This is a genomic window from Amycolatopsis rubida (assembly GCF_900115345.1).
In the GTDB taxonomy this organism is placed as follows: domain Bacteria; phylum Actinomycetota; class Actinomycetes; order Mycobacteriales; family Pseudonocardiaceae; genus Amycolatopsis; species Amycolatopsis rubida.
Map to the genome: position 1 here is coordinate 22,881 of NZ_FOWC01000009.1, position 18,295 is coordinate 41,175.

The window sequence follows — 18,295 nt, forward strand, 5'->3', positions numbered from 1 at the left end:
AGTCACCGTTCGGTGGGTTTCGCCGGGACACCGCGACCCAATACCGTCGCTGGATAGCCGTGATTCGACACCCTCACCAGGGGTAACGGAGGTTGGGCCGGATGACACCGGAGATCGACGAGGCGGTCGTGCGGCTGCCTGGCATGCGGGTGGCTTACGACAGCGCGCCGTTCGACGAGTCGGCGCTCGCGGCCACGTGGCATGACCAGCTGGAAAGCTGGCTGAGCCAGGCGGTGTCCGAAGCACTCGCGGAACCCAACGCGATGGTGCTCGCGACCGCCGACGCCGAAGGCCGGCCTTCCTCGCGCACGGTGTTGTGCAAGGGCTTCGACGAACGCGGAGTGGTTTTCTACACGAACTACACGTCGGCGAAGAGCCACGACCTCACGGCGACGCGCTACGCGTCGGCCACGTTCCCCTGGTATCCGCTGCACCGCCAGGTGACGGTCCGCGGCGAGGTCGAAAAGGTCAGTGCCGACGAGACGGCCGCCTACTGGGCCCAGCGCCCGCGCGGGTCGCAGCTGGGAGCGTGGGCGTCGCCGCAGTCGCGAGTGGTCGACGGACGGCGCGCGCTCGATAACGCCCTGCGCAACATTGAACGCCGCTTCGCCGACGTCGAGCAGATCCCGGCCCCGCCGCACTGGGGAGGCTGGCGCATCCGCCCGGACTTCGTCGAGTTCTGGCAGGGCCGCGAAGACCGCCTCCACGACCGCCTCCGCTTCCACCGCACCCACGACGGCTGGCACGTGGAGCGGTTGGCTCCCTGATTCCTTGCTTCGGACGCCGCCTCTGGGCTTCGGCCTGGAGGCGGCGTTTCTTTTCGGGGCTGGCTTTCGCGGGCTGGGGTCGGCGGGGATGCGTCCCACCGTGGCCTTGGGGTTTCTCAGTAGCGCGGTGTGTGACGGGTTCGCGGTAGCGGTGCTCGTCAGTGCTTTGCCGAGCACGCTGCTCGAGGAGACGCGCCGGGCGGTTTTTCTCCCGCTGGAGTCCTTTCGGCAGCTCGTGGCGGGCCGTCGGCAGGCGGCGAAACCCCTGCGGGCGCATGGGCGAGGTGCGCGCGAAGTCGTTCCTGGCCGATGGGAGCGGAGAGCCCCGCGGTTCGGGCGGTGCTGCGCATCGCTGTAGCGAGACTGCACCCACCAGCTACTGAGAAACCTCATTGGGCCGATTGCTGCGCGGTGGACGGGCGGATGCGGTGGGCTTCTGGCCGAGGCAGTCGGCACCGCGCTGGGCGGTCCGGCGAATGCGGTGTTTGGTGTGTGGGATGCACCCAACCCCACATCGGGTGCGTGGGATGCACTCACTGTGGCATTGGGGCGCTTCGCCCCGCCCACCAGCCGCCGCCCAGTCCGTCTTCAGCCAAGCCCCGGCCGTCGGCAACCTCGCCCTCGCCAGCCTGCGGGGAAAATCACCTGCGCCAGCTTCGTTAGCACAACTAAGCTGATGGCTCGTGACTTCAGAACCGGGGATACGCCCGCCCCGTACCGGGGCTCGCAAGCTCCTCGGCCGGATCGTCGTCGACACTCGTCCGCTCAAGATTCCGGCGTTCCGGCGGCTGTGGATGTCCACCGCGGTGACCGCGGTCGGGTCGCAGCTCACCGCGGTCGCGGTGCCGAAGCAGGTTTTCGATATCACCGGATCGTCCGGTTACGTCGGGCTGACCGGCGCGGTCGCGCTCGTTCCGTTGCTCGTGTTCGGGCTGTGGGGCGGGGCGATCGCGGACGCGGTCGACCGGCGGAAGCTGCTGCTCGTCACCAACGTCGGCGTCGCGGTCACCTCCGCGCTGCTGTGGCTCCAGGCGTTCGCCGGGATGAATTCGGTGTGGCTGGTGCTCGGGCTGCTCGCCGCGAACCAGGCGTTTTTCGCGATCAACATGCCCACGCGCGGCGCGGTCGTCGCGCGCCTGGTGCCTGCTCCGCTCTTGCCGTCGGCGAACGCGCTCAACACCACGATGTCCACGTTCGGCGCGGTGTTCGGGCCGCTGTTCGGCGGGGCGCTGATCCCGGTGATCGGATTGTCCACTTTGTACTTGGTGGACGTCTGCGCGCTGGCGATCACGCTGATCGCGGTGTGGCGGCTGCCCTCGATCCCGCCGCTCGGCGAGGGGACGCGCAAGGCGGGCATCGGCTCGGTCGTCGACGGATTCCGTTATCTGGCCCACCAGAAAGTGCTGCTGGCGTCGTTCGTCGTGGACATCATCGCGATGGTCGCCGGCATGCCGCGCGCGTTGATCCCGGAGATGGCCGAGCGGACGTTCGGCGATCCGCCCGGCGGCGGTCCGGCGCTCGGCATGCTCTACGCCGCGCTGCCCGCGGGCGCGATGCTGATCGGGTTGTTCTCCGGCTGGCTGCACCGGGTGCAGCGCCAGGGTGCGGCGGTCGTCCTCGCGATCTGCTGCTGGGGTGCGGCGATGGCGGCGTTCGGGCTCGCGCATTCGCTGTGGCTGGCCGTGCTCTTCATGGCGCTCGGCGGTGCGGCGGACATGGTCAGCTCGGTCTACCGGCAGGCGATCCTGCAGACCGCCACCACTGACGAGATGCGCGGACGGCTTCAGGGCGTGTTCACCGTGGTCGTCGCGGGCGGACCGCGGATCGCCGACCTCACGCACGGCTGGTCCGCCGCGGCGTGGGGGACCAGGGTCGCGGCGACCGGCGGCGGGCTGCTGGTGATCGTGCTGGTGGTGGCTTCGCTGGCCGTTCTGCCCGGGTTCTGGCGGTATCGGGCTCCGGTGGAAGAGGGCCACTGACAGTAGTGTTACTCCGTTCGGAATAGCATGCCCGATATGCGTGCATATCCGATCGCTCTGCTGATCTCCGCCGCCGCTGTTCTCACTGCCTGCTCTTCTGGTGAGCAGAAAGCCGCCGCGCCCGCTCCGCCGCCCGCGAGCAAGGCCCCGGCCTCCTCGTCCGCGCCCGCCGCCAAGGCCGCCGACACCTGCGCCTTGCTGCCGTCCGACGACGTCAGCAAGGCGATCAAGATCCCCGGCATCACGTCGAAAGCCGGCCCCGCCCACGACAATCCGAGCAACGGCGGCAAGGCCACGAGCTGCGAATACGTCGTCGAAGGCAAGACCGCCGGCGCGCTCGCGGTGACCCGCTACGAGGGCCGCAAGGCCAAGCCCGCCGACATGATCGCCGCGATCAAGAAGGCCAAGCCGGGCGCGGTCGACGTGCCGGGCTTCGCGGACGGCGCTGTTTTCTACACCGACGAGCAGAAGACCGCCACGCTCGCCGCGGCCAAGGTGTCCAACGGGGTCCCGGTGCTGGTCAACTACACCGGACCGGTCAAGATGACCAAGGAAATGATGACCCCGCTCGTGCACACGGCGGTCGCCAAGGCCTGACCGGCCGACTTTCCGTACCCGTCCGGACAAGGCACACTAACCGCCCATGACGGACGTGAGCGAGGGCACATCCAAGGTCGCCGAACCGGCATTGCTGCGGGTCATGGGCCCGAAGCTGCTGCTGTTCTTCGTGGTCGGGGACATCATCGGCACCGGCGTGTACGCGCTGACCGGGCAGGTGGCCGGACGCGTCGGCGGCGCGTTGTGGCTGCCGTTCCTGCTGGCGTTCGTGGTCGCCTTCATGACCGCGTTCAGCTATCTCGAACTGGTCGGCAAGTATCCGCGCGCGGCCGGCGCGGCGCTGTACACGAACAAGGCGTTCGGGGTGCCGTTCCTGACCTTCATGGTCGCGTTCGCGGTGATGTGCTCCGGGATCACGTCCGCGTCGTCGGCCGCGGTGGCGTTCGGCGCTACCTATCTCGCGGCGTTCGTGAAGCTGCCGACGGTGCTGGTCGGCATCGCGTTCGTGCTCCTGCTGGCGTTGATCAACTTCCGTGGCGTCGGCGAATCGGTGAAGGCCAACGTCGTCCTCACCTGCATCGAACTGTCCGGGCTGTTGATCATCATCGGCGTCGGCGTGTGGGCGGTGCTGAACGGGGACGGCGAACCGTCGCGGCTGGTCGAGATCGACACCGCGGACAAGACGTGGCTGGTCGCCATCTCCTCGGCGACGTCGCTGGCTTTCTTCGCGATGGTGGGCTTCGAGGACTCGGTGAACATGGCCGAGGAATGCCATGACCCGGTACGGATTTTCCCGCGCGCGATGCTGTGGGGCATGGTCATCGCCGCGACGATCTACGTCCTCGTCTCAGTGACGTCGTCGCTGCTGGTCCCGGCCGCCGAGCTGGCCGGCGCGAAGAGCGACGCGCTGCTGAAGGTGCTCGATGTCGGCGCGCCGGGCTTCCCGCGCGAGATCTTCTCCGCCATCGGCCTGTTCGCGGTGATCAATTCCGCCTTGATCAACATGCTGATGGCCAGCAGGCTGCTGTACGGCCTCGCGAACGAACGCGTCCTGCCGCCAGTGTTCGGCCGCGTGCACCCGACTCGCCGGACGCCGTGGGTGTCGATCATCTTCACCAGCGTCATCGCCATCGGCCTGGTGTCCTTTGTGGACATCAGCGCGCTCGGCGGGACGACCGCGTTGCTGCTCCTCGTGGTCTTCGCCATCGTCAACATCGCGCTCTTGGTGCTGCGCAAGGACAAGGTGTCGCACAAGCACTTCCGTGCGCCGACCGTGGTGCCGGTGCTGGCCGCCGTGTTCTGCCTGTACCTGGTCAGCCCGCTGTCCGGCCGCCCGGCGCAGGATTACCAGGTGGCCGGCATCCTGCTCGCCGTCGGTCTCCTGTTGTGGGTGGTGAACCTCCTGGTGAAGCGGGCGCTCAGTGGTGCGTCATCGCGGCCTGGAGCCACCAGGCGCTGAACCCGGCGATCTTCGCGTCGACCACCAGCGGACGATCAAGCCCGGCAGTGACCCGCGTCGCCACTTCGTCGAGGTCTTCCTTGGCGCGGACGGTGACCGCGTCGCAGCCGTAACCGCGTGCGATGGCGGCGATATCGGTGTCCGGGAAGGTGACCGTGTCGGCCGGATGTCCGCCGGGCTCGAAGAAATACACCTCGGCACCGTAAGCGTGGTCGTTGTAGACGACGATGAGCATCGGCAGCTTCAGCCGTACGACGGTTTCCAGTTCGGCGATGCTCATCAGGAACCCGCCGTCGCCGCACGCCGCGACCGGGAAGCGGTCCGGCTGGGCGAGCGCCGCGCCGATCGCGGTGGCCAGCCCGAGGCCGATCGACTGGAACGCCTGGGTGAAGCAGAACCCGTTCTCGTCCGGGACGTCCAGGTACATCGTGGGGTAGCCCATGAAGTTGCCGGAATCGACGCCGACCACCCGGTTGGCCGGAATGAGTTCGTCCAGCGCGGCGGACAATGTGCGCGGATCGATGACCTCGGCGGTCCCGGCGTCCTCGTGTTCATTGTCGCGCCAACGGATCTCCCGGGAAATCCGGTCCTTAAGACCGTCGCTGCGATATCCATTGTGGACTTCAACCAGTTCGGCGACCGCTTGCGCCGTGCCGCCGACATCGCCGACGATGCCGAGGTCGACCGGCCGGTTCCGGCCCAGCGCGGCGGATTCCAGATCGACCTGCACCAGCGTGGTTTCCGGCGAGAGCAGCCGTCCGTGCGCGGTGGTCCAGTCATTGAGCGCGGATCCCCAGCCGACGACGACGTCCGCGCCCTGGATCAGCTCGGTCGTCAGCGGAGACGAAAACCCGCCGGACACCCCGATTGCCCATGGTTCGCCAGTGAACAGTCCTTTCGCGACCGCACCCTCGGCAAGCAACGCTCCGCAACGGTCCGCCAAAGCGGCCAATTCGGTCCGGGCGGCCCGAGAACCGCGTCCACAAAGGAATACTGGACGCTCGGCTCGCTGCAGGACGGAAGCGAGGGCCTTCACCTCCGCCTCGGCGGCGCGCGGCTGCGGCAGCGCCTCGATCGCGGTCAGCTCGTCGAGGAGACTTTCGTCGAACGGCTCGGCCTGAACCTCCAACGGGAGTCGCAAAAGGACGGTCCGCCGGTCCTGGCGAGCTTGAGCGAACGCCCGCCGTGCGTCGGCCAGCGCGGTTTTCGCTGACCGCACCAGAATGCTGCTCGCTCCCACGGACCGAGCCAGCGCGTCTTGGTCGAGGTGAAAGTTCGACAGCGGATCCGTCGCCTCGCCGGTCACGACGATCAGCGGCGTCCGGCTCTTCGCCGCCTCGCCGATTCCGGTGGTCGCGTTGCTTAGCCCGCAGCCCTGGTGCACCGACACCGCGGCGACCTCGCCGCCGCACCGTGCGTAGGCGTCGGCCATCGTGGTCGCGCCACCCTCGTGCCGGGCCGCGACGAACTCGGCCCCGCCCTGGATCAGGCCATTGGTGAAGTGGAAGTTCCCGCTCCCCACCACGCCGAACGCCTTGCGGACGCCGAATCGCGCCAACGCGATCCCGACGGCTTGGGCAACGTTCACGACTGAACTCCCGGGGTCACCGCGAGCACTCGCGCCGGGCTGCCGGTCCCGCCGACGATCGGCAGCGGGCAAACCACGACGAGCGCACCGGCCGGCGGCAGCGAGCCCAGATTCTGCAAAGAAGTAATGCCGTACTTGTCCGCGCCGAGCAAGTGGTGGTGCGCGGGCATCGGCGGGTCGAGCGCGAAGCCGTTTCCGGCGTCGATGCCGACAGTTTCCACGCCGTAGCCGGCGATCGGCGTTTCCTCGGCGAGCCACTTCGCGGCGGCGGCCGAGATGCCGGGGGTATGGCTGGCCCCGTCGGAGAAATTGAGGAACGCGTCGCGATCTTGCGCGTACTGGTCCCACCCGGAGTGCACGAGCAGCCAGCCGCCCGCGCGCAACGGTCCGTGCTCGGCTTCCCAGGCGCGGATGTCGTCGGTCTCCAGCAGGAAGTCCGGATCGTGGGCGACGCGCGCGGAGATGTCGAGGACGTGCGCGGGACCGATCAGCCTGCCGACCGGCAGCTGCGCGACGTCCGCTCCGTCGCGGTTGGAGATCCAGTGCCGCGGCGCGTCGAGGTGAGTGCCGATGTGCTCGCCGGTGTGGATGTTGTTGTGCCGCCACAGCGGTCCGGAATCGTCGAACTCGCTGACCGATTCGAGGCTGAAGTCGATCAGGTTCGCGAACGGCTCGGGCAATCGCAGGGTCGGGGTGGCGGCACTGAGCTTGTTGGTGAGGTCGACGACCTGCAGCCGGCCCTGCGCCAGCTGGGCCAGGAGCTGGTCGACCCCGGTTTCGGCGGGGGTGCTCATCGGTGCGTCCTCTCGGTCGCGGGGCGCGCTATTGCGGATCCTTGACGGTCGTTGACAGCGCGGAAGGCCATATCTACAGTACCGGTTTCAGCAGCACTGACGGAATAGCTGCCGGAGATCAGTCAGGGTGAACGCGGAGCCTCGACCAGGGCGTCCGGCGCCAGCCGGAGCATCGACGCACGGTGCTCGCGCCGTTACGGTGGCGAACGGACCGGTCGCCCGCCAGCCAAGGAACGGAGTGTCGTGACCGACCAGCCCAGCCCAGCCGCTTTCCGGGCGCATTTCCCCGCCTTCGCCGACTCGGTGCACCTCGCGAGCTGCAGCCAGGGCGCGCTCTCGGACGCGCTGACCGCGGAGCTTTTCGAGTTCCAGCACACGATCCGCGAGCACGGGGCGCCCTGGGACAAGTGGATGGCGAAGGTCGCCGAGGCGCGGGCTTTGTTCGCCCGGCTGATCGGCGCGGACGCGGACGACATCGCCGTCGTGCCGTCCGCGTCCGAGGGCGCGTATCAGGTCGCGTCCACCCAAGCATGGCCGGCGCGGCCGGGAATTGTCACGACCGACCTGGAATTCCCTTCGCTGGGCCATGTTTGGCTCGCGCAGCAGGGTCGTGGCGCGGACGTTCGGTTCGTCGCGCACCATGACGGACTGGTCGACACCGAGGATTACGCCGCGCTTGTCACCGAGCGGACGCAACTGGTCTCCGTTCCGTTGGTCAGCTACGCCAACGGGTTGCGCTTCCCGGTGCGTGAAGTTGCCGCACTGGCCCGGGAAAACGGCGCGCGAAGCTTTGTCGACGCTTACCAGGGCCTCGGCGTCGAGCCGGTCGACGTCGCCGAACTCGGCTGCGATTACCTCGTCAGCGGCAGCCTGAAATACCTGCTCGGCATCTCTGGGATCGCGTTCCTCTATGTGCGGCCGGGCTTGCGCGACGCGGTTTCCCCGCCGCTGACTGGCTGGTTCGGCCGCACGAACCCGTTCGAATTCGATCCGCGGCACCTCGACTATCCCGAGCACGCCCGCCGTTTCGAGACCGGGACGCCGTCGATCCCGTCCGCGTACGGCGCGGTTGCCGGGCTGAAGCTGATGCGCCAGGTGGACGCGCATCGGGTGCGTGCCCACATCGGCGGGCTGACCGGGCAGCTGCAGCAGCGGTTGCTCGACGCCGGGGAACAGCTCCGGTCTCCGCTGGAGGACGCGCGGCGCGGTCCGCTCGTCGCCTTGGCCGACCGGGATCCCGACGCGCTGGCGGCGTTTCTCGCCGGGCGGCGGATCGTGTGCAGTGCCCGCGGCGACGTGCTGCGGATGTCCTTGCACTACTACAACGTCGAGTCCGACCTCGACGCCGTCGTCGCGGCGATCGCCGAGTACCGGGCGAGCCAGTAGGGAGCAGACATGGCCGAGTCCCCGTCCCCGAACCGGTTGCAGCGGAGGCTGCGCGGCAGGCAGTTGACGATGATCGGAATCGGCGGGGCCATCGGCACCGGCCTGTTCCTCGGATCGAGCCTGGCGATCTCGCACGCGGGACCGGCCGTGGTGCTCGCCTACGTCCTTTGTGGACTGGTTGCCCTGGCGATTTCCTGGGCGCTGGCGGAAATGGTGGTGGTGCATCCGGCCGCGGGCGCGTTCGGCAGCATCGCGCACAAGTATCTCGGCGCGGGCAGCGGGTTCGTGGTGCGCTGGGCGTACTGGGCCATGCAAGTGATCGCGATCGGCGGCGAGACGATCGCGGCCGGGGTATATGTCCAGTTCTGGTGGCCGCGGATTCCGCTGTGGGTGCCGGTCGCGGTGTTCTCGCTGCTGGTGATCGTCGTCAACGGGGCGGCGGTGCACATTTTCGGTGAGTTCGAGTACTGGTTCGCGATGATCAAGGTGTGCGCGATCCTGGTGTTCGTCGCACTCGGCCTGATCCTCGTCTTCTTCGGCCTGCCGAAGGCTCCTGCGCCGGGTCTCACGAACCTCAGTGCGGGCGGCGGATTCCTGCCGAACGGCGTGTCCGGCCTGTTGCTGGCCATGGTGTTCGTGCTGTTCAGCTACATCGGCACCGAGGTGGTTTCGGTGACCGCGGCCGAATCCGAAAACCCGACTCGCGACATCCCGCGCGCGGCTCGGGCAATGGTGGTGCGGCTGGCGATCTTCTATGTCGCGGCAATGCTGGTGGTCGTGCTGGTGGTGCCGTGGACGGTCACCGGCGAAGGCGGATCTATTACGGCCAGCCCGTTCGTCCGCGTCTTTCAGGCCGCTGGAGTTCCGGCAGCGGCGACGGTCATGAACTTCGTGGTCCTGACCGCCGCGTTGTCGAGCGCGAACACCAACCTCTATCTCACCACGCGCATGTTGCATTCCCTTGCCGAACACCGATTCGCCCCGTCCTTGGCCGGACGGCTGACCCGGTCTGGAGTGCCGCGCAACGCGCTCGTGCTGTCCACCGCGGGCCTGGTGATCGCGACCATCCTGTCCAAGAATTCCGATTCCAACGCGTATCTCGTGCTGTTCGGCATTTCGATCTTCGCCGCGCTCGTCGTATGGATGATCATTCTGGTGACGCACCTGGCATTCCGGATCCGCCGTCGCCGCGCCGGGCTGCCGCCTTCGCCAGTGCGGTTGTGGGGTGCGCCAGTGGTGAACGTCGTGGTGATCGCTTTCCTTGCCATCGTGCTGATTTCGACGTTCTGGATCGAAGGTCTCGACCCGGCGTGGAAGTTCGGGATTCCGTTCTTCGTCCTGCTGGTGGTGGCATACCTGGTGCTGCGAATGACCGGACGGACGAAGCAGGCCGCGGAAGCGGAATTGGAGGATTCGACGCTGGTCCGCGAGAAGGCCTGATCACGGGGTGAGATGGGCGGCGAGTTCGGCTGCCGCCTCCCGCACCTTGGCGGCGAAATCCGTGTCCTCGGGCTGTTCGGTCCATCGCTCGAAAGCGGTTTGAAAGATCGCGATGCCGACCTGGGCGAGCATCTTCGCGCTCGATTCAGTCGCCCCTCGTTCCTGCAGTGCTTCGACGACGGCAGAGGTGACGGCTGCCAGTTTCGTGCGCTCGCGTTCCTGCAGTTCCGGGCTGGACGCGATGATCGCCCGGCGTTGCGCGGCATGTGAAACCAGGCCAGCGAACAAATCGCCAACGTCGACCAGCGCGGCCAGCAGTGCTGGGAACGGCGGAAGCGCCGCATCGGCGCGCCGGACCGCGCCGGCCATCGCGTCCGGGAGTCGTTCCGACCCGGCGAACAACACGTCGCGTTTGTCCGCGAAGTAGCGCGAGAACGTGCGCCGGGTCAGTCCGGCGCGCTCGGTGATCTGTGTGACTGTGGCGTTCTCGTAGCCGTGCTCGGCGAACAGCTCCAGCGCGGCCGCGCGGAGCCGCTCCTTGGCTTCGGGATCCCAGCGCGGCATGCAGTGATCTTAACAGTGATGACTCAGTGGGTCATCACTGCTACTGTTGATGTCTCACTGAGTCATCAACCTCCGGAAGGATCGCTCATGTCTTTACGTGACCAGCGGGTTGTCGTTATCGGCGGCAGCTCGGGAATGGGATTGGCGACCGCTCAGGCGGCAGCGGCGGCGGGTGCGTCCGTCACGATCGCGGCAAGCGGCAAGGAACGACTGGACGCGGCGCTCGCCGAATTGCCGGACACCTGCGAAGGATTCGTCACCGACGTACGCGACGCCGCGAACGTTGCGGCCCTGTTCGAGCACGTCGGCATGCTCGACCACCTCGTTTACACGGCAGGTGACGCGCCACATCAGCGGCCGCTCGCTGACCTGTCGCTCGAAGACGCGCAGAGCGGGTTCTACGTCCGTTATTGGGGCGTCGTCAGCGCGGTGAAGCACGCCGCGCCGCGGATCCGCCCGGGCGGTTCGATCGTGCTGACATCCGGGATCATCGGCGTCCGCCCGACGCCCGGCGCGGCGCTCGCGGCCGGTTCCGTCGGCGCGGTCGAGGGGTTGGCGCGCGGTCTGGCGGTCGACTTGGCCCCGGTGCGGGTCAACACGGTCCGCCCGGGGCCGGTCCACACGCCGATGTGGGACGGCCTTCCGCAGCCGCAGCTCGACGCGATGGTCGCCGCGTTCACCGAACGAACGCTGACCAAATCGGTCGGCGAGGCGGACCAGGTGGCAGCGACCAATGTGTACTTGATGGAGAACAGTTTCGTCACCGGTGCGGTGATCACCGTGGACGGAGGGTTCGTGCTTACTGGAAGCTGACCTGTTCTCCCGGCTTGAGCAGATGCGGCCGGTCCGCGAGCCCGGCCTGCGTGAAAGCCGGTCGCAGCGTGTCCGGGCCCTGGGTGAAATGCGCCCAATGCTCGAAGTGCGGCCGCGCCCTCGCTGGGCAGCGTGCGGCGTAGTCGCCGACCGGCGGAGTGCGCGCCCCCGGCGAACAGGACAGCGATGTCGATCTGCCGTACTACGTCGAGCGAAGCGCTGTCGCCGCTGACGTAAACGCTCGGCTGGCTCTCGCTTTCGAGCACGAAACCGGTGACTTCGCCGACGAGGCGTTCGCTGCCACCCGGTCCGTGCTGCGCGGGCACTCCGGTGACGCGAACGCCGTCGAGGCGATGGACAGGACGAGCGGGGCATCGAGGGCGTACTTCCGCCCGCCGCGTCCAGGTTGTCCGGTGCTGGTCGTGGGAAAGCAGCACCGCGTCCATCTCGCCGGGGCCAGCGGTCGGGCCGCCGACGTACCGGATGCGCGTCACGCGGGTACTCAACTCGGCGAGGGCTGCGAGGTATTCCGCCGCAGTGCCTGGAATTCGACCGGGCTGTGCGCGCTGAACACCGAGACCTCGTCCTGGTGTTCGCGGGCGAGAGCCTGCAGCCGGGCGAGGTTGGCGCGGCGAGCGGAGCCGTCCATCTGGTTCAGCACCTCGAACGCGCGCATGCCGGGTGGGCAGCGCGGGCTCACCGGGGCGACTTCGCCGTGGAAGAAGTACGCGTCGCCGGCGTGCAGGAGCCAGCCGTCGCCGGTGTCGACCGCGACGCCGGAGTGGCCATGCGTGTGGCCGGGCAGCGGGACGAGCAGGATCTCCGGGGGCAGACCGCGCAGCGGCCGCACCGCGTCGAAGCCGAACCATTTCTCGCCGGCCTCGTCGTAGGTGCTCCACAGTGGACTGTGCGCGAATTGCTCGGCCCGGTACCGCGTTTTCTCCGGGAAGCTCTTCGGGCTGTCCGCGGCGCGGCGTTCGGTGGTGCGGACATGCACGGTGGCGTCGGGGAAATCGGCCAGACCGCCGGCGTGGTCGACGTCGAGGTGGGTCATCACAATGTGCCGGACGTCGGCGGGATCGCGGCCCAGCGCCCGGATCTGCGCCACGGCGGTTTCCGCCATGGCCGGCTTCGCCCCGACCATCGCCATGAACGGACCGCCGAGCCAGCGCCGCGATTCGGTGACGCCGCGGGTGCCGAACCCGGTGTCGACCAGCACGAGCGCATCGGCGGTCTCCACGAGCAGGCAGTGCGCCACGATCGTGCTGCGCCGCAGCATTCCGGGGCGGCCGTCGAGCGCCTTGCCGCCGAGCGGGCGCATCGTGCCGCAGTTCAGGTGGTGCACCTTCATACCGTGCTCCTCTCGCTGAGCCGGACGAAATCGGTCAGGTCGTGCGAGGCGAACACGGTCACCTCGTCGGCGTGGTCCCGGCGCAGCTCGCGCAACCGGCGCTGGTTCTCGCGCCGCGGCCCGGGCAGCGTCTGGACCCGCCGTTCGAACATAGCCAATCCGGGCGGGCAATAGGGCTCGGCGTCGATCTCGCGGTGGAAGAAATACGCATCGCCCGCGTTGAGCACCCAGCCGGACCCGGTGTCGACGGCCACCCCGGCGTGTCCGGCGGTGTGCCCGGCGAGCGGCACCAGCGCGACGCCCTCGACCCCGTCCAGCTCGCGGACCGCGTCGAGGCCGAACCAGCTGTCCCCAGCGTCCGCATAGGACGTCCACTGTGGACCGTGCCGGAACTGGACGTCGCGGTAGCGCGGGTTTCCGGCGCGGTAGGCGTCGAGTTCCTTGTCATAGACGTGCACGCGGGCCTGCGGGAAGTCGACGAGGCCGCCGGCGTGGTCGAGGTCGAGGTGGGTGAGGACGATGTCGCGGACGTCGGCCGGGTCGAAGCCCAGCGCGCGGATGCGGCTCAGCGCGGTTTCCTTCTCGTCGGTCATCGGGTTCGACGTGCGCAGGAAGCGCGGACCGAGCCAGCGCGCGGCGTCGGTGACGGTGGGCGACCCCATTCCGGTTTCGATGAGGGTCAAGCCGGTGCCGGTTTCGACCAGCATGCAGTGGCACACGAGGGTGGCGCGGCGCAACAGCCCGGGTTTTCCGTCGACCAGCTTGCCGCCGATCGGACGCATGGTGCCGCAGTTGAAGTGGTGTACGCGCATTAGGCGAACTCCCGTTCGACAGTGGTGTGCAGATGAGCGGCGACGGCTTGCAGCGGCGCGGTATCCCGCCGAGTGCGCGCGAGCAGCAGCGCGCCTTCGATCGCGGACAGCACGACCGTCGCCAGCGAAGCGGCGCGATCCTCGGCGAGGCCGCACCGGGTGAAATAAGCGGAGATGTCGCGCAGCCAGCCTTCGTAGCCCTGATCGCAGGCGGCGCGGATTAGCTCGCTGTCGGCGGCTTCCAATGCGACAGTCGCGATCGGACAGCCACAGCGATAGTCCGATTCGGACAGTGCGGTGGCGAGTGCGGTGACGATGAGATCGATCGCGGTAGCCGGATTCGGTGCGGCAGCGGCGATTTCCCGGAACTGCCCGGCCAGCCGCTGCCCGGAAAGCTGTACCGCCTCGGCGGCCAGCTGTTCCTTGCCGCCGGGGAAATGGAAGTACAGCGAACCCTTCGGGGCCCGGCCTTCGGACACCAGCTGGGTCATCCCGGTGGCGTGGTAGCCCTGGGTGCGAAACAGCTCAGCCGCCGATTCGAGCATCCGGCGGCGGGTGTCGGTGCGGTTGACCATGTGTCCACGGTAGCTCAAACTATGACGACCGGTCTAGTTAGTTTCGAGGCGTGCCCGCGCGGCGCGGCCGATCGGTAACCTCAGCGCCATGGCGAACCCCACCGGAGAGCAGTTCGAGATCACCCGCGGCAACGCGCGCGCCGTCGTCACCGAGATCGGTGCCGGACTGCGCGCGTTCGAGATCAGCGGGGTGCCCTACGTCGAGACGTTCGCCGAGGACGAGAAGCCGCCGAAGGGCCTCGGCCAGGTGCTGCTGCCGTGGCCGAACCGGACCAAGGGCGGCAAGTGGGAGTTCGAGGGTGTGCGGCAGCAGCTGGAGATCACCGAGGAAGCGCGCGGCAACGCCATCCACGGCCTGACCCGGCACCGGGAATGGGAGCTGCTGGAGCACGCCGAAACGTCCATCACGCTCGCCATCGACGTCGAGGCCCAGCCCGGCTGGCCGGTCCCGCTGCGCGCGACCATCACCTATGACCTGCAGCCGCGCGAACTCGTGATCACGCACGAGATCCGCAACGAGGGGGAGAAGCCCATCGGCGTCGGCGTCGGAACCCACCCGTACTTCCGGATCGGCGACGCGCCGACCGACGAGCTGACCCTCACGCTGCCCGCCGCGCGCGTCCGGCCGTACGAGGGGGATCAGCAGATGCCTTATGCCGATGAGCAGGACGTCGAGGGCACCGAATACGACTTCCGGCAGGGCAAGCTGCTCGAAGGCGTCGACCTGGACACCGCGTTCGGCGGACTGGAACTGGCCGCGGACGGCACCCACCACTACGTGCTCTCCCACAGCGACCGCCAGCTGGTGGTCTGGACCGGTCCGGACTTCCGCTGGGTGCAGGTGTTCACGCCGGACGACCTGGTCGGCCGCGGCCGCGCGGTCGCGATCGAACCGATGACCTGCCCGGCGGACGCGCTCAACACCCGCACCGACCTGATCGAACTGGAACCGGCCACCTCGTGGACGGGCAGCTGGGGAATCCGGGTCCCGTGAAACTCGAGCTGCTGACTGACGCTGCCGCGGGCGAGCTGTTGACCTTGCAGCAGGCCGCGTACCTCACCGAAGCGCGGGCGCACCAGAACTTCGACCTGCCGCCGTTGCTGGACACCCTCGACGACGTGCGCGCGGCCATCGCCGACCCGTCGATCACAGTCTGGGGCTTCCGCGACGGCGGCAGGCTCGTGGCGAGCGTGCGGATGCGAGTGGACGGTCCGGTCGGCGAGGTCGGACGGCTCGTCGTGGCACCCGATCGCCAAGGCGAGGGACTCGGTACCGCGCTGCTGACGGCCGCGGAGGAGGCGACCCCGGCGGAGGTGACGGTGTTCCGGCTGTTCACCGGCGAGCGTTCGGCCGGACCGCGGTATTTGTACGGAAAGCTCGGTTACCGCGAGACGCATCGGTCGCCGGAGGCGGACTATCAGTTGGTGCACCTGGAAAAACCCCGGATGCGCGAACCCAGGTGAGTTCGTTAGCGTGTCAAACTATGGCTTACAAGGCGATTGTCGGGGGCTATGTGGTCCCCGTCGGCGCCGCTCCGATCGAGGGCGGCACTGTGCTCATCGAAGACGGCCGGATCACTCACGTCGGGGCTGAGGCCGACGTCGAGGTCCCGGAGGACGCGGAACTGGTGGACGCGTCCGGCAGCTGGGTACTGCCGGGATTCATCGACGCGCACGCGCACCTCGGCGTCCACGAGGACGGCGAAGGCTGGGCGGGCAACGACACCAACGAAATGACCGACCCGAACGGCGCCCGCTTCCGCGCGATCGACGGGATCGACCCGTACGAACCGGGCTTCGACGACGCGCTGGCGGGCGGCGTTACGAGCGTGGTGATCAAGCCGGGGTCGGGCAACCCGATCGGCGGGCAGACCATCGGCGTGAAGACGTGGGGCCGGTCCATTCTGGACATGGTCTTCGCCGAACAGGTGAGTGTGAAGAGCGCGCTGGGCGAGAACCCGAAGAGGGTTTACGGAGAGAAGAAGGTCACGCCCTCGACCAGGCTCGGCGTGGCCGCGATCCTGCGCGAGGCGTTCACGAAGGCCCGCAATTACCAGGAGAAGCGCGACCACACGCGGTCCGAGGGCAAGCCGTTCGAAACGGACCTGACCAACGAAACGCTGGCGAAGGTCCTGGACGGCGAGCTGTACTGGGACCAGCACGTGCACCGCGCCGACGACATGGTGACCGCGATCCGGCTCGCCGACGAATTCGGCTACAAACTGGTGATCAACCACGGCACCGAAGGCCACCTGATCGCGGACCTGCTGGCCGAACGGGACATCCCGGTGATCCTCGGCCCGCTGTTCACCACGAAGTCCAAGGTGGAACTGCGCAACCGCACCCTGCGCTCGGCCGGGATCCTCGCGCGGGCCGGGGTGAAGATCGCGATCACCACCGACCACCCGGTCATCCCCATCAACTTCCTGGTGTACCAAGCCGCGTTGGCGGTGAAGGACGGTCTCGACCCGGAGACCGCGCTGAAGTCCTTGACGCTGCACCCGGCGCAGATGCTCGGCCTCGACGACCGCATCGGCACCCTGACACCCGGGCTGGACGCGGACGTGGTGGTGTGGTCGGGCGACCCGCTGGACGTGATGAACCGCGCGATGCGGGTGTTCGTGCGGGGCCAGGAGGTCTACCACTTCGACGAGACGACCGGCGAGGGCGTTTCGGCGGATCGGCGGTATCGGGAAGCTCGCTGAACGCTGGGTTGAGGCGGCCTGGGCGGCCGTCTCAACCCAGCAGGGCGGCGAGGTCCAGTTCGAACGGGAACGGCTCGGCGGTGCGAAATCTCCCCGTGCCGGCGGGGGAGTTTCGGTAGCCGAATTCCCCCGCTCGGTGGCAGGCGACGAGGGAGACCGGGTCGTCGAGGTCGAGGATCCAGTAGAACGGGATTCCGGCGTCGGAGTACTCCTTGTGCTTCGTGACGCAGTCGGTGCGTTTCGAACCCGGCGTCGCGACTTCGACCACCAGGACGAGGTCTTCGGCGCGGAGGGCGTCTTCCTCGGGAGTCCGGGCGATCGCGGCGGACGTAGTGACCAGAAGATCGGGGCACCGGGAAAAACCTGGTGCCCCGTCCGGCGCGAGCCCTAGATCGATATCGACGCGCGGCACCACGGAAAACTCGTCCGGCAGCTGATCATGCAGTTGGAAGGCGAGCGCGTACGTCGCGTGGTTATGCCGTGGGCCCGGGGACGGCGAGAAGACCAGACGGCCTTCGACGAGTTCGGTGAATCCCGGCTCGACCTCGCCGAGCGCGAGATATTCCTTGATCGAGAGCAGTTGCCGCGGAAGTGTCCTGGTGTCCATGCTGCTCACGGTAAGCGAGGGGTACGACACTTTCCGCCAACGCGGTCCGCCAGAAAAGCCCGCAACCCCCGCGGCGCACCCCCCGGTCACCACCGCGAAATCGTCACTCAGCCAAGCCCCGTCCCCCTCCGCCAGCAACTCGAAGACCTGCGCATTCGACCCCGCCTCCGGCACCCCGTTCGACTCCAGCACCGCCCGGTGCTCCGCGGCCGAGATCCGCCGATACTCCACCGGACGGCCCGTCACCGCGGCCCATTCGCGTGCCACATCGGCGAACGTGACCAGTTCCGGCCCGGTCAGCAGATATGTCCGCCCGGCATGCTCCGCCGGAGCCGTCGCGATCGCGGCAGCCGCGGCCGCGACGTCCCGGGCGTCGATCATCCCGATCCGGCCATCGCCCGCGGACCCCGAAAAGCCGCCGGTCCCGGCGATCTCCGGCGCGAGCGCCAGCAGATTCTGCATGAAGAAGTTCGGTGCGAGCAGCGTGTACTCCATCCCGGACGCCTTGAGATGCGCGTCGATCCGCGCGTGCTCCCGCCGCCGGGCGACTGGCGAATCGTCACCAGCCTTGTGGTTGGTGACCCGCACGACGTGCCGCACCCCGTGCGCGACCGCGCGATCGAGCACCGTGGTCTGGGACGCCACCGCGGGTCCGATCAGCAGGAGGGTGCCGACCCCGCGCAGGGCCGCGTCGAGAGTGTCCGGGCGGTCGAAATCGCCGATCACTTCGTCGGCGCCGCCCGACGGGGTGCGGACGAGCGTGCGGACAGGTCCGAGCAGGCGGACGGCCTCGCGCCCGATTTTTCCGGTGGCTCCGGTCAGCAAGATCATGCAACAAAGCCTGCTCGCCACCGGTATCTTGGGTGAAGAAGGCACCTCGACGATCTATAGGTACCC

17 protein-coding genes are annotated in these 18,295 nt (G+C 68.3%); 10 read left to right on the forward strand and 7 right to left on the reverse strand.

Features of this window, described 5'->3' with window-relative positions:
• Positions 1-101 precede the first annotated feature (101 nt).
• The 4 genes from pdxH (at position 102) to BM362_RS29585 (ending at position 4,763) form a co-directional block, all read left to right on the forward strand.
• Complete coding sequence (gene pdxH, locus BM362_RS29570; protein WP_067575206.1) at positions 102-767, forward strand: pyridoxamine 5'-phosphate oxidase; 666 nt, start codon at positions 102-104, stop codon at positions 765-767.
• A gap of 683 nt (positions 768-1,450) precedes the next feature.
• Positions 1,451-2,746: an MFS transporter gene (locus BM362_RS29575; RefSeq protein ID WP_067575208.1), complete on the forward strand. Its 1,296-nt coding sequence runs from the start codon at positions 1,451-1,453 to the stop codon at positions 2,744-2,746.
• A 36-nt stretch (positions 2,747-2,782) separates the two neighbouring features.
• Positions 2,783-3,343 (forward strand): DUF3558 domain-containing protein, encoded by a 561-nt coding sequence (locus tag BM362_RS29580; protein WP_067575210.1) that lies wholly within the window; start codon positions 2,783-2,785, stop codon positions 3,341-3,343.
• A 46-nt stretch (positions 3,344-3,389) separates the two neighbouring features.
• Entirely contained in the window at positions 3,390-4,763 is a 1,374-nt protein-coding gene (locus BM362_RS29585) for an APC family permease (RefSeq protein WP_093575355.1), read from the forward strand.
• Here BM362_RS29585 and BM362_RS29590 read toward each other — a convergent pair.
• Both BM362_RS29590 and BM362_RS29595 read right to left on the reverse strand, forming a co-directional pair.
• On the reverse strand, positions 4,723-6,351 hold the full coding sequence (locus BM362_RS29590) for a thiamine pyrophosphate-binding protein (RefSeq protein WP_093575356.1): 1,629 nt from the start codon (positions 6,349-6,351) through the stop codon (positions 4,723-4,725). The genes BM362_RS29585 and BM362_RS29590 overlap by 41 nt on opposite strands.
• Complete coding sequence (locus BM362_RS29595) at positions 6,348-7,145, reverse strand: cyclase family protein (RefSeq protein ID WP_067575216.1); 798 nt, start codon at positions 7,143-7,145, stop codon at positions 6,348-6,350. The genes BM362_RS29590 and BM362_RS29595 overlap by 4 nt, the downstream gene beginning before the upstream one ends.
• A 243-nt stretch (positions 7,146-7,388) precedes the next feature.
• Here BM362_RS29595 and BM362_RS29600 point away from each other — a divergent pair, with 243 nt between their 5' ends.
• Both BM362_RS29600 and BM362_RS29605 read left to right on the forward strand, forming a co-directional pair.
• Positions 7,389-8,531 carry an aminotransferase class V-fold PLP-dependent enzyme gene (locus BM362_RS29600; RefSeq protein WP_093575357.1) on the forward strand — a complete coding sequence of 381 codons (1,143 nt, stop codon included), beginning with the start codon at positions 7,389-7,391 and terminating at the stop codon, positions 8,529-8,531.
• Positions 8,532-8,540: 9 nt separating this feature from the next.
• The gene (locus BM362_RS29605; protein WP_093575358.1) at positions 8,541-9,971 is read left to right on the forward strand and encodes an amino acid permease; all 1,431 of its coding nucleotides are present in this window, start codon (positions 8,541-8,543) and stop codon (positions 9,969-9,971) included.
• On the opposite strand, the gene BM362_RS29610 is transcribed toward BM362_RS29605, so the two are convergent.
• Positions 9,972-10,535, reverse strand: coding sequence for a TetR family transcriptional regulator (locus BM362_RS29610; protein WP_067575220.1), 564 nt, complete (start codon positions 10,533-10,535; stop codon positions 9,972-9,974).
• Between the two features lie 87 nt (positions 10,536-10,622).
• On the opposite strand from BM362_RS29610, the gene BM362_RS29615 reads away from it, so the two are divergent.
• Positions 10,623-11,348, forward strand: a complete 726-nt coding sequence (locus BM362_RS29615) for an SDR family oxidoreductase (protein WP_067575222.1) — start codon at positions 10,623-10,625, stop codon at positions 11,346-11,348.
• Between the two features lie 502 nt (positions 11,349-11,850).
• Here BM362_RS29615 and BM362_RS29625 read toward each other — a convergent pair.
• The 3 genes from BM362_RS29625 to BM362_RS29635 are packed head-to-tail and all read right to left on the reverse strand — an operon-like array spanning position 11,851 to position 14,086.
• Positions 11,851-12,699 carry an MBL fold metallo-hydrolase gene (locus BM362_RS29625; protein ID WP_093575359.1) on the reverse strand — a complete coding sequence of 283 codons (849 nt, stop codon included), beginning with the start codon at positions 12,697-12,699 and terminating at the stop codon, positions 11,851-11,853.
• A complete protein-coding gene (locus BM362_RS29630) occupies positions 12,696-13,511 on the reverse strand; it encodes an MBL fold metallo-hydrolase (protein WP_093575360.1) in 816 nt (271 codons plus the stop codon). The genes BM362_RS29625 and BM362_RS29630 overlap by 4 nt, the downstream gene beginning before the upstream one ends.
• Positions 13,511-14,086 (reverse strand): TetR/AcrR family transcriptional regulator, encoded by a 576-nt coding sequence (locus BM362_RS29635; RefSeq protein ID WP_067575227.1) that lies wholly within the window; start codon positions 14,084-14,086, stop codon positions 13,511-13,513. Before BM362_RS29635 ends, BM362_RS29630 begins: the two co-directional genes overlap by 1 nt.
• Before the next feature lie 88 nt (positions 14,087-14,174).
• Between BM362_RS29635 and BM362_RS29640 the strand changes: the two genes are divergently transcribed.
• Genes BM362_RS29640 through BM362_RS29650 form a run of 3 tightly spaced genes read left to right on the forward strand, consistent with a single transcriptional unit; the run spans position 14,175 to position 16,791 of the window.
• A complete protein-coding gene (locus BM362_RS29640; protein WP_067575229.1) occupies positions 14,175-15,080 on the forward strand; it encodes an aldose 1-epimerase family protein in 906 nt (301 codons plus the stop codon).
• Positions 15,047-15,550 carry a GNAT family N-acetyltransferase gene (locus tag BM362_RS29645; RefSeq protein WP_067575231.1) on the forward strand — a complete coding sequence of 168 codons (504 nt, stop codon included), beginning with the start codon at positions 15,047-15,049 and terminating at the stop codon, positions 15,548-15,550. Before BM362_RS29640 ends, BM362_RS29645 begins: the two co-directional genes overlap by 34 nt.
• 20 nt (positions 15,551-15,570) lie before the next feature.
• The gene (locus BM362_RS29650) at positions 15,571-16,791 is read left to right on the forward strand and encodes an amidohydrolase (RefSeq protein WP_093575361.1); all 1,221 of its coding nucleotides are present in this window, start codon (positions 15,571-15,573) and stop codon (positions 16,789-16,791) included.
• Between the two features lie 31 nt (positions 16,792-16,822).
• Here the strand turns inward: BM362_RS29650 and BM362_RS50365 are convergent, their stop codons facing one another.
• On the reverse strand, positions 16,823-18,229 hold the full coding sequence (locus tag BM362_RS50365; protein WP_208865380.1) for a Uma2 family endonuclease: 1,407 nt from the start codon (positions 18,227-18,229) through the stop codon (positions 16,823-16,825).
• Between the last annotated feature and the right edge of the window lie 66 nt (positions 18,230-18,295).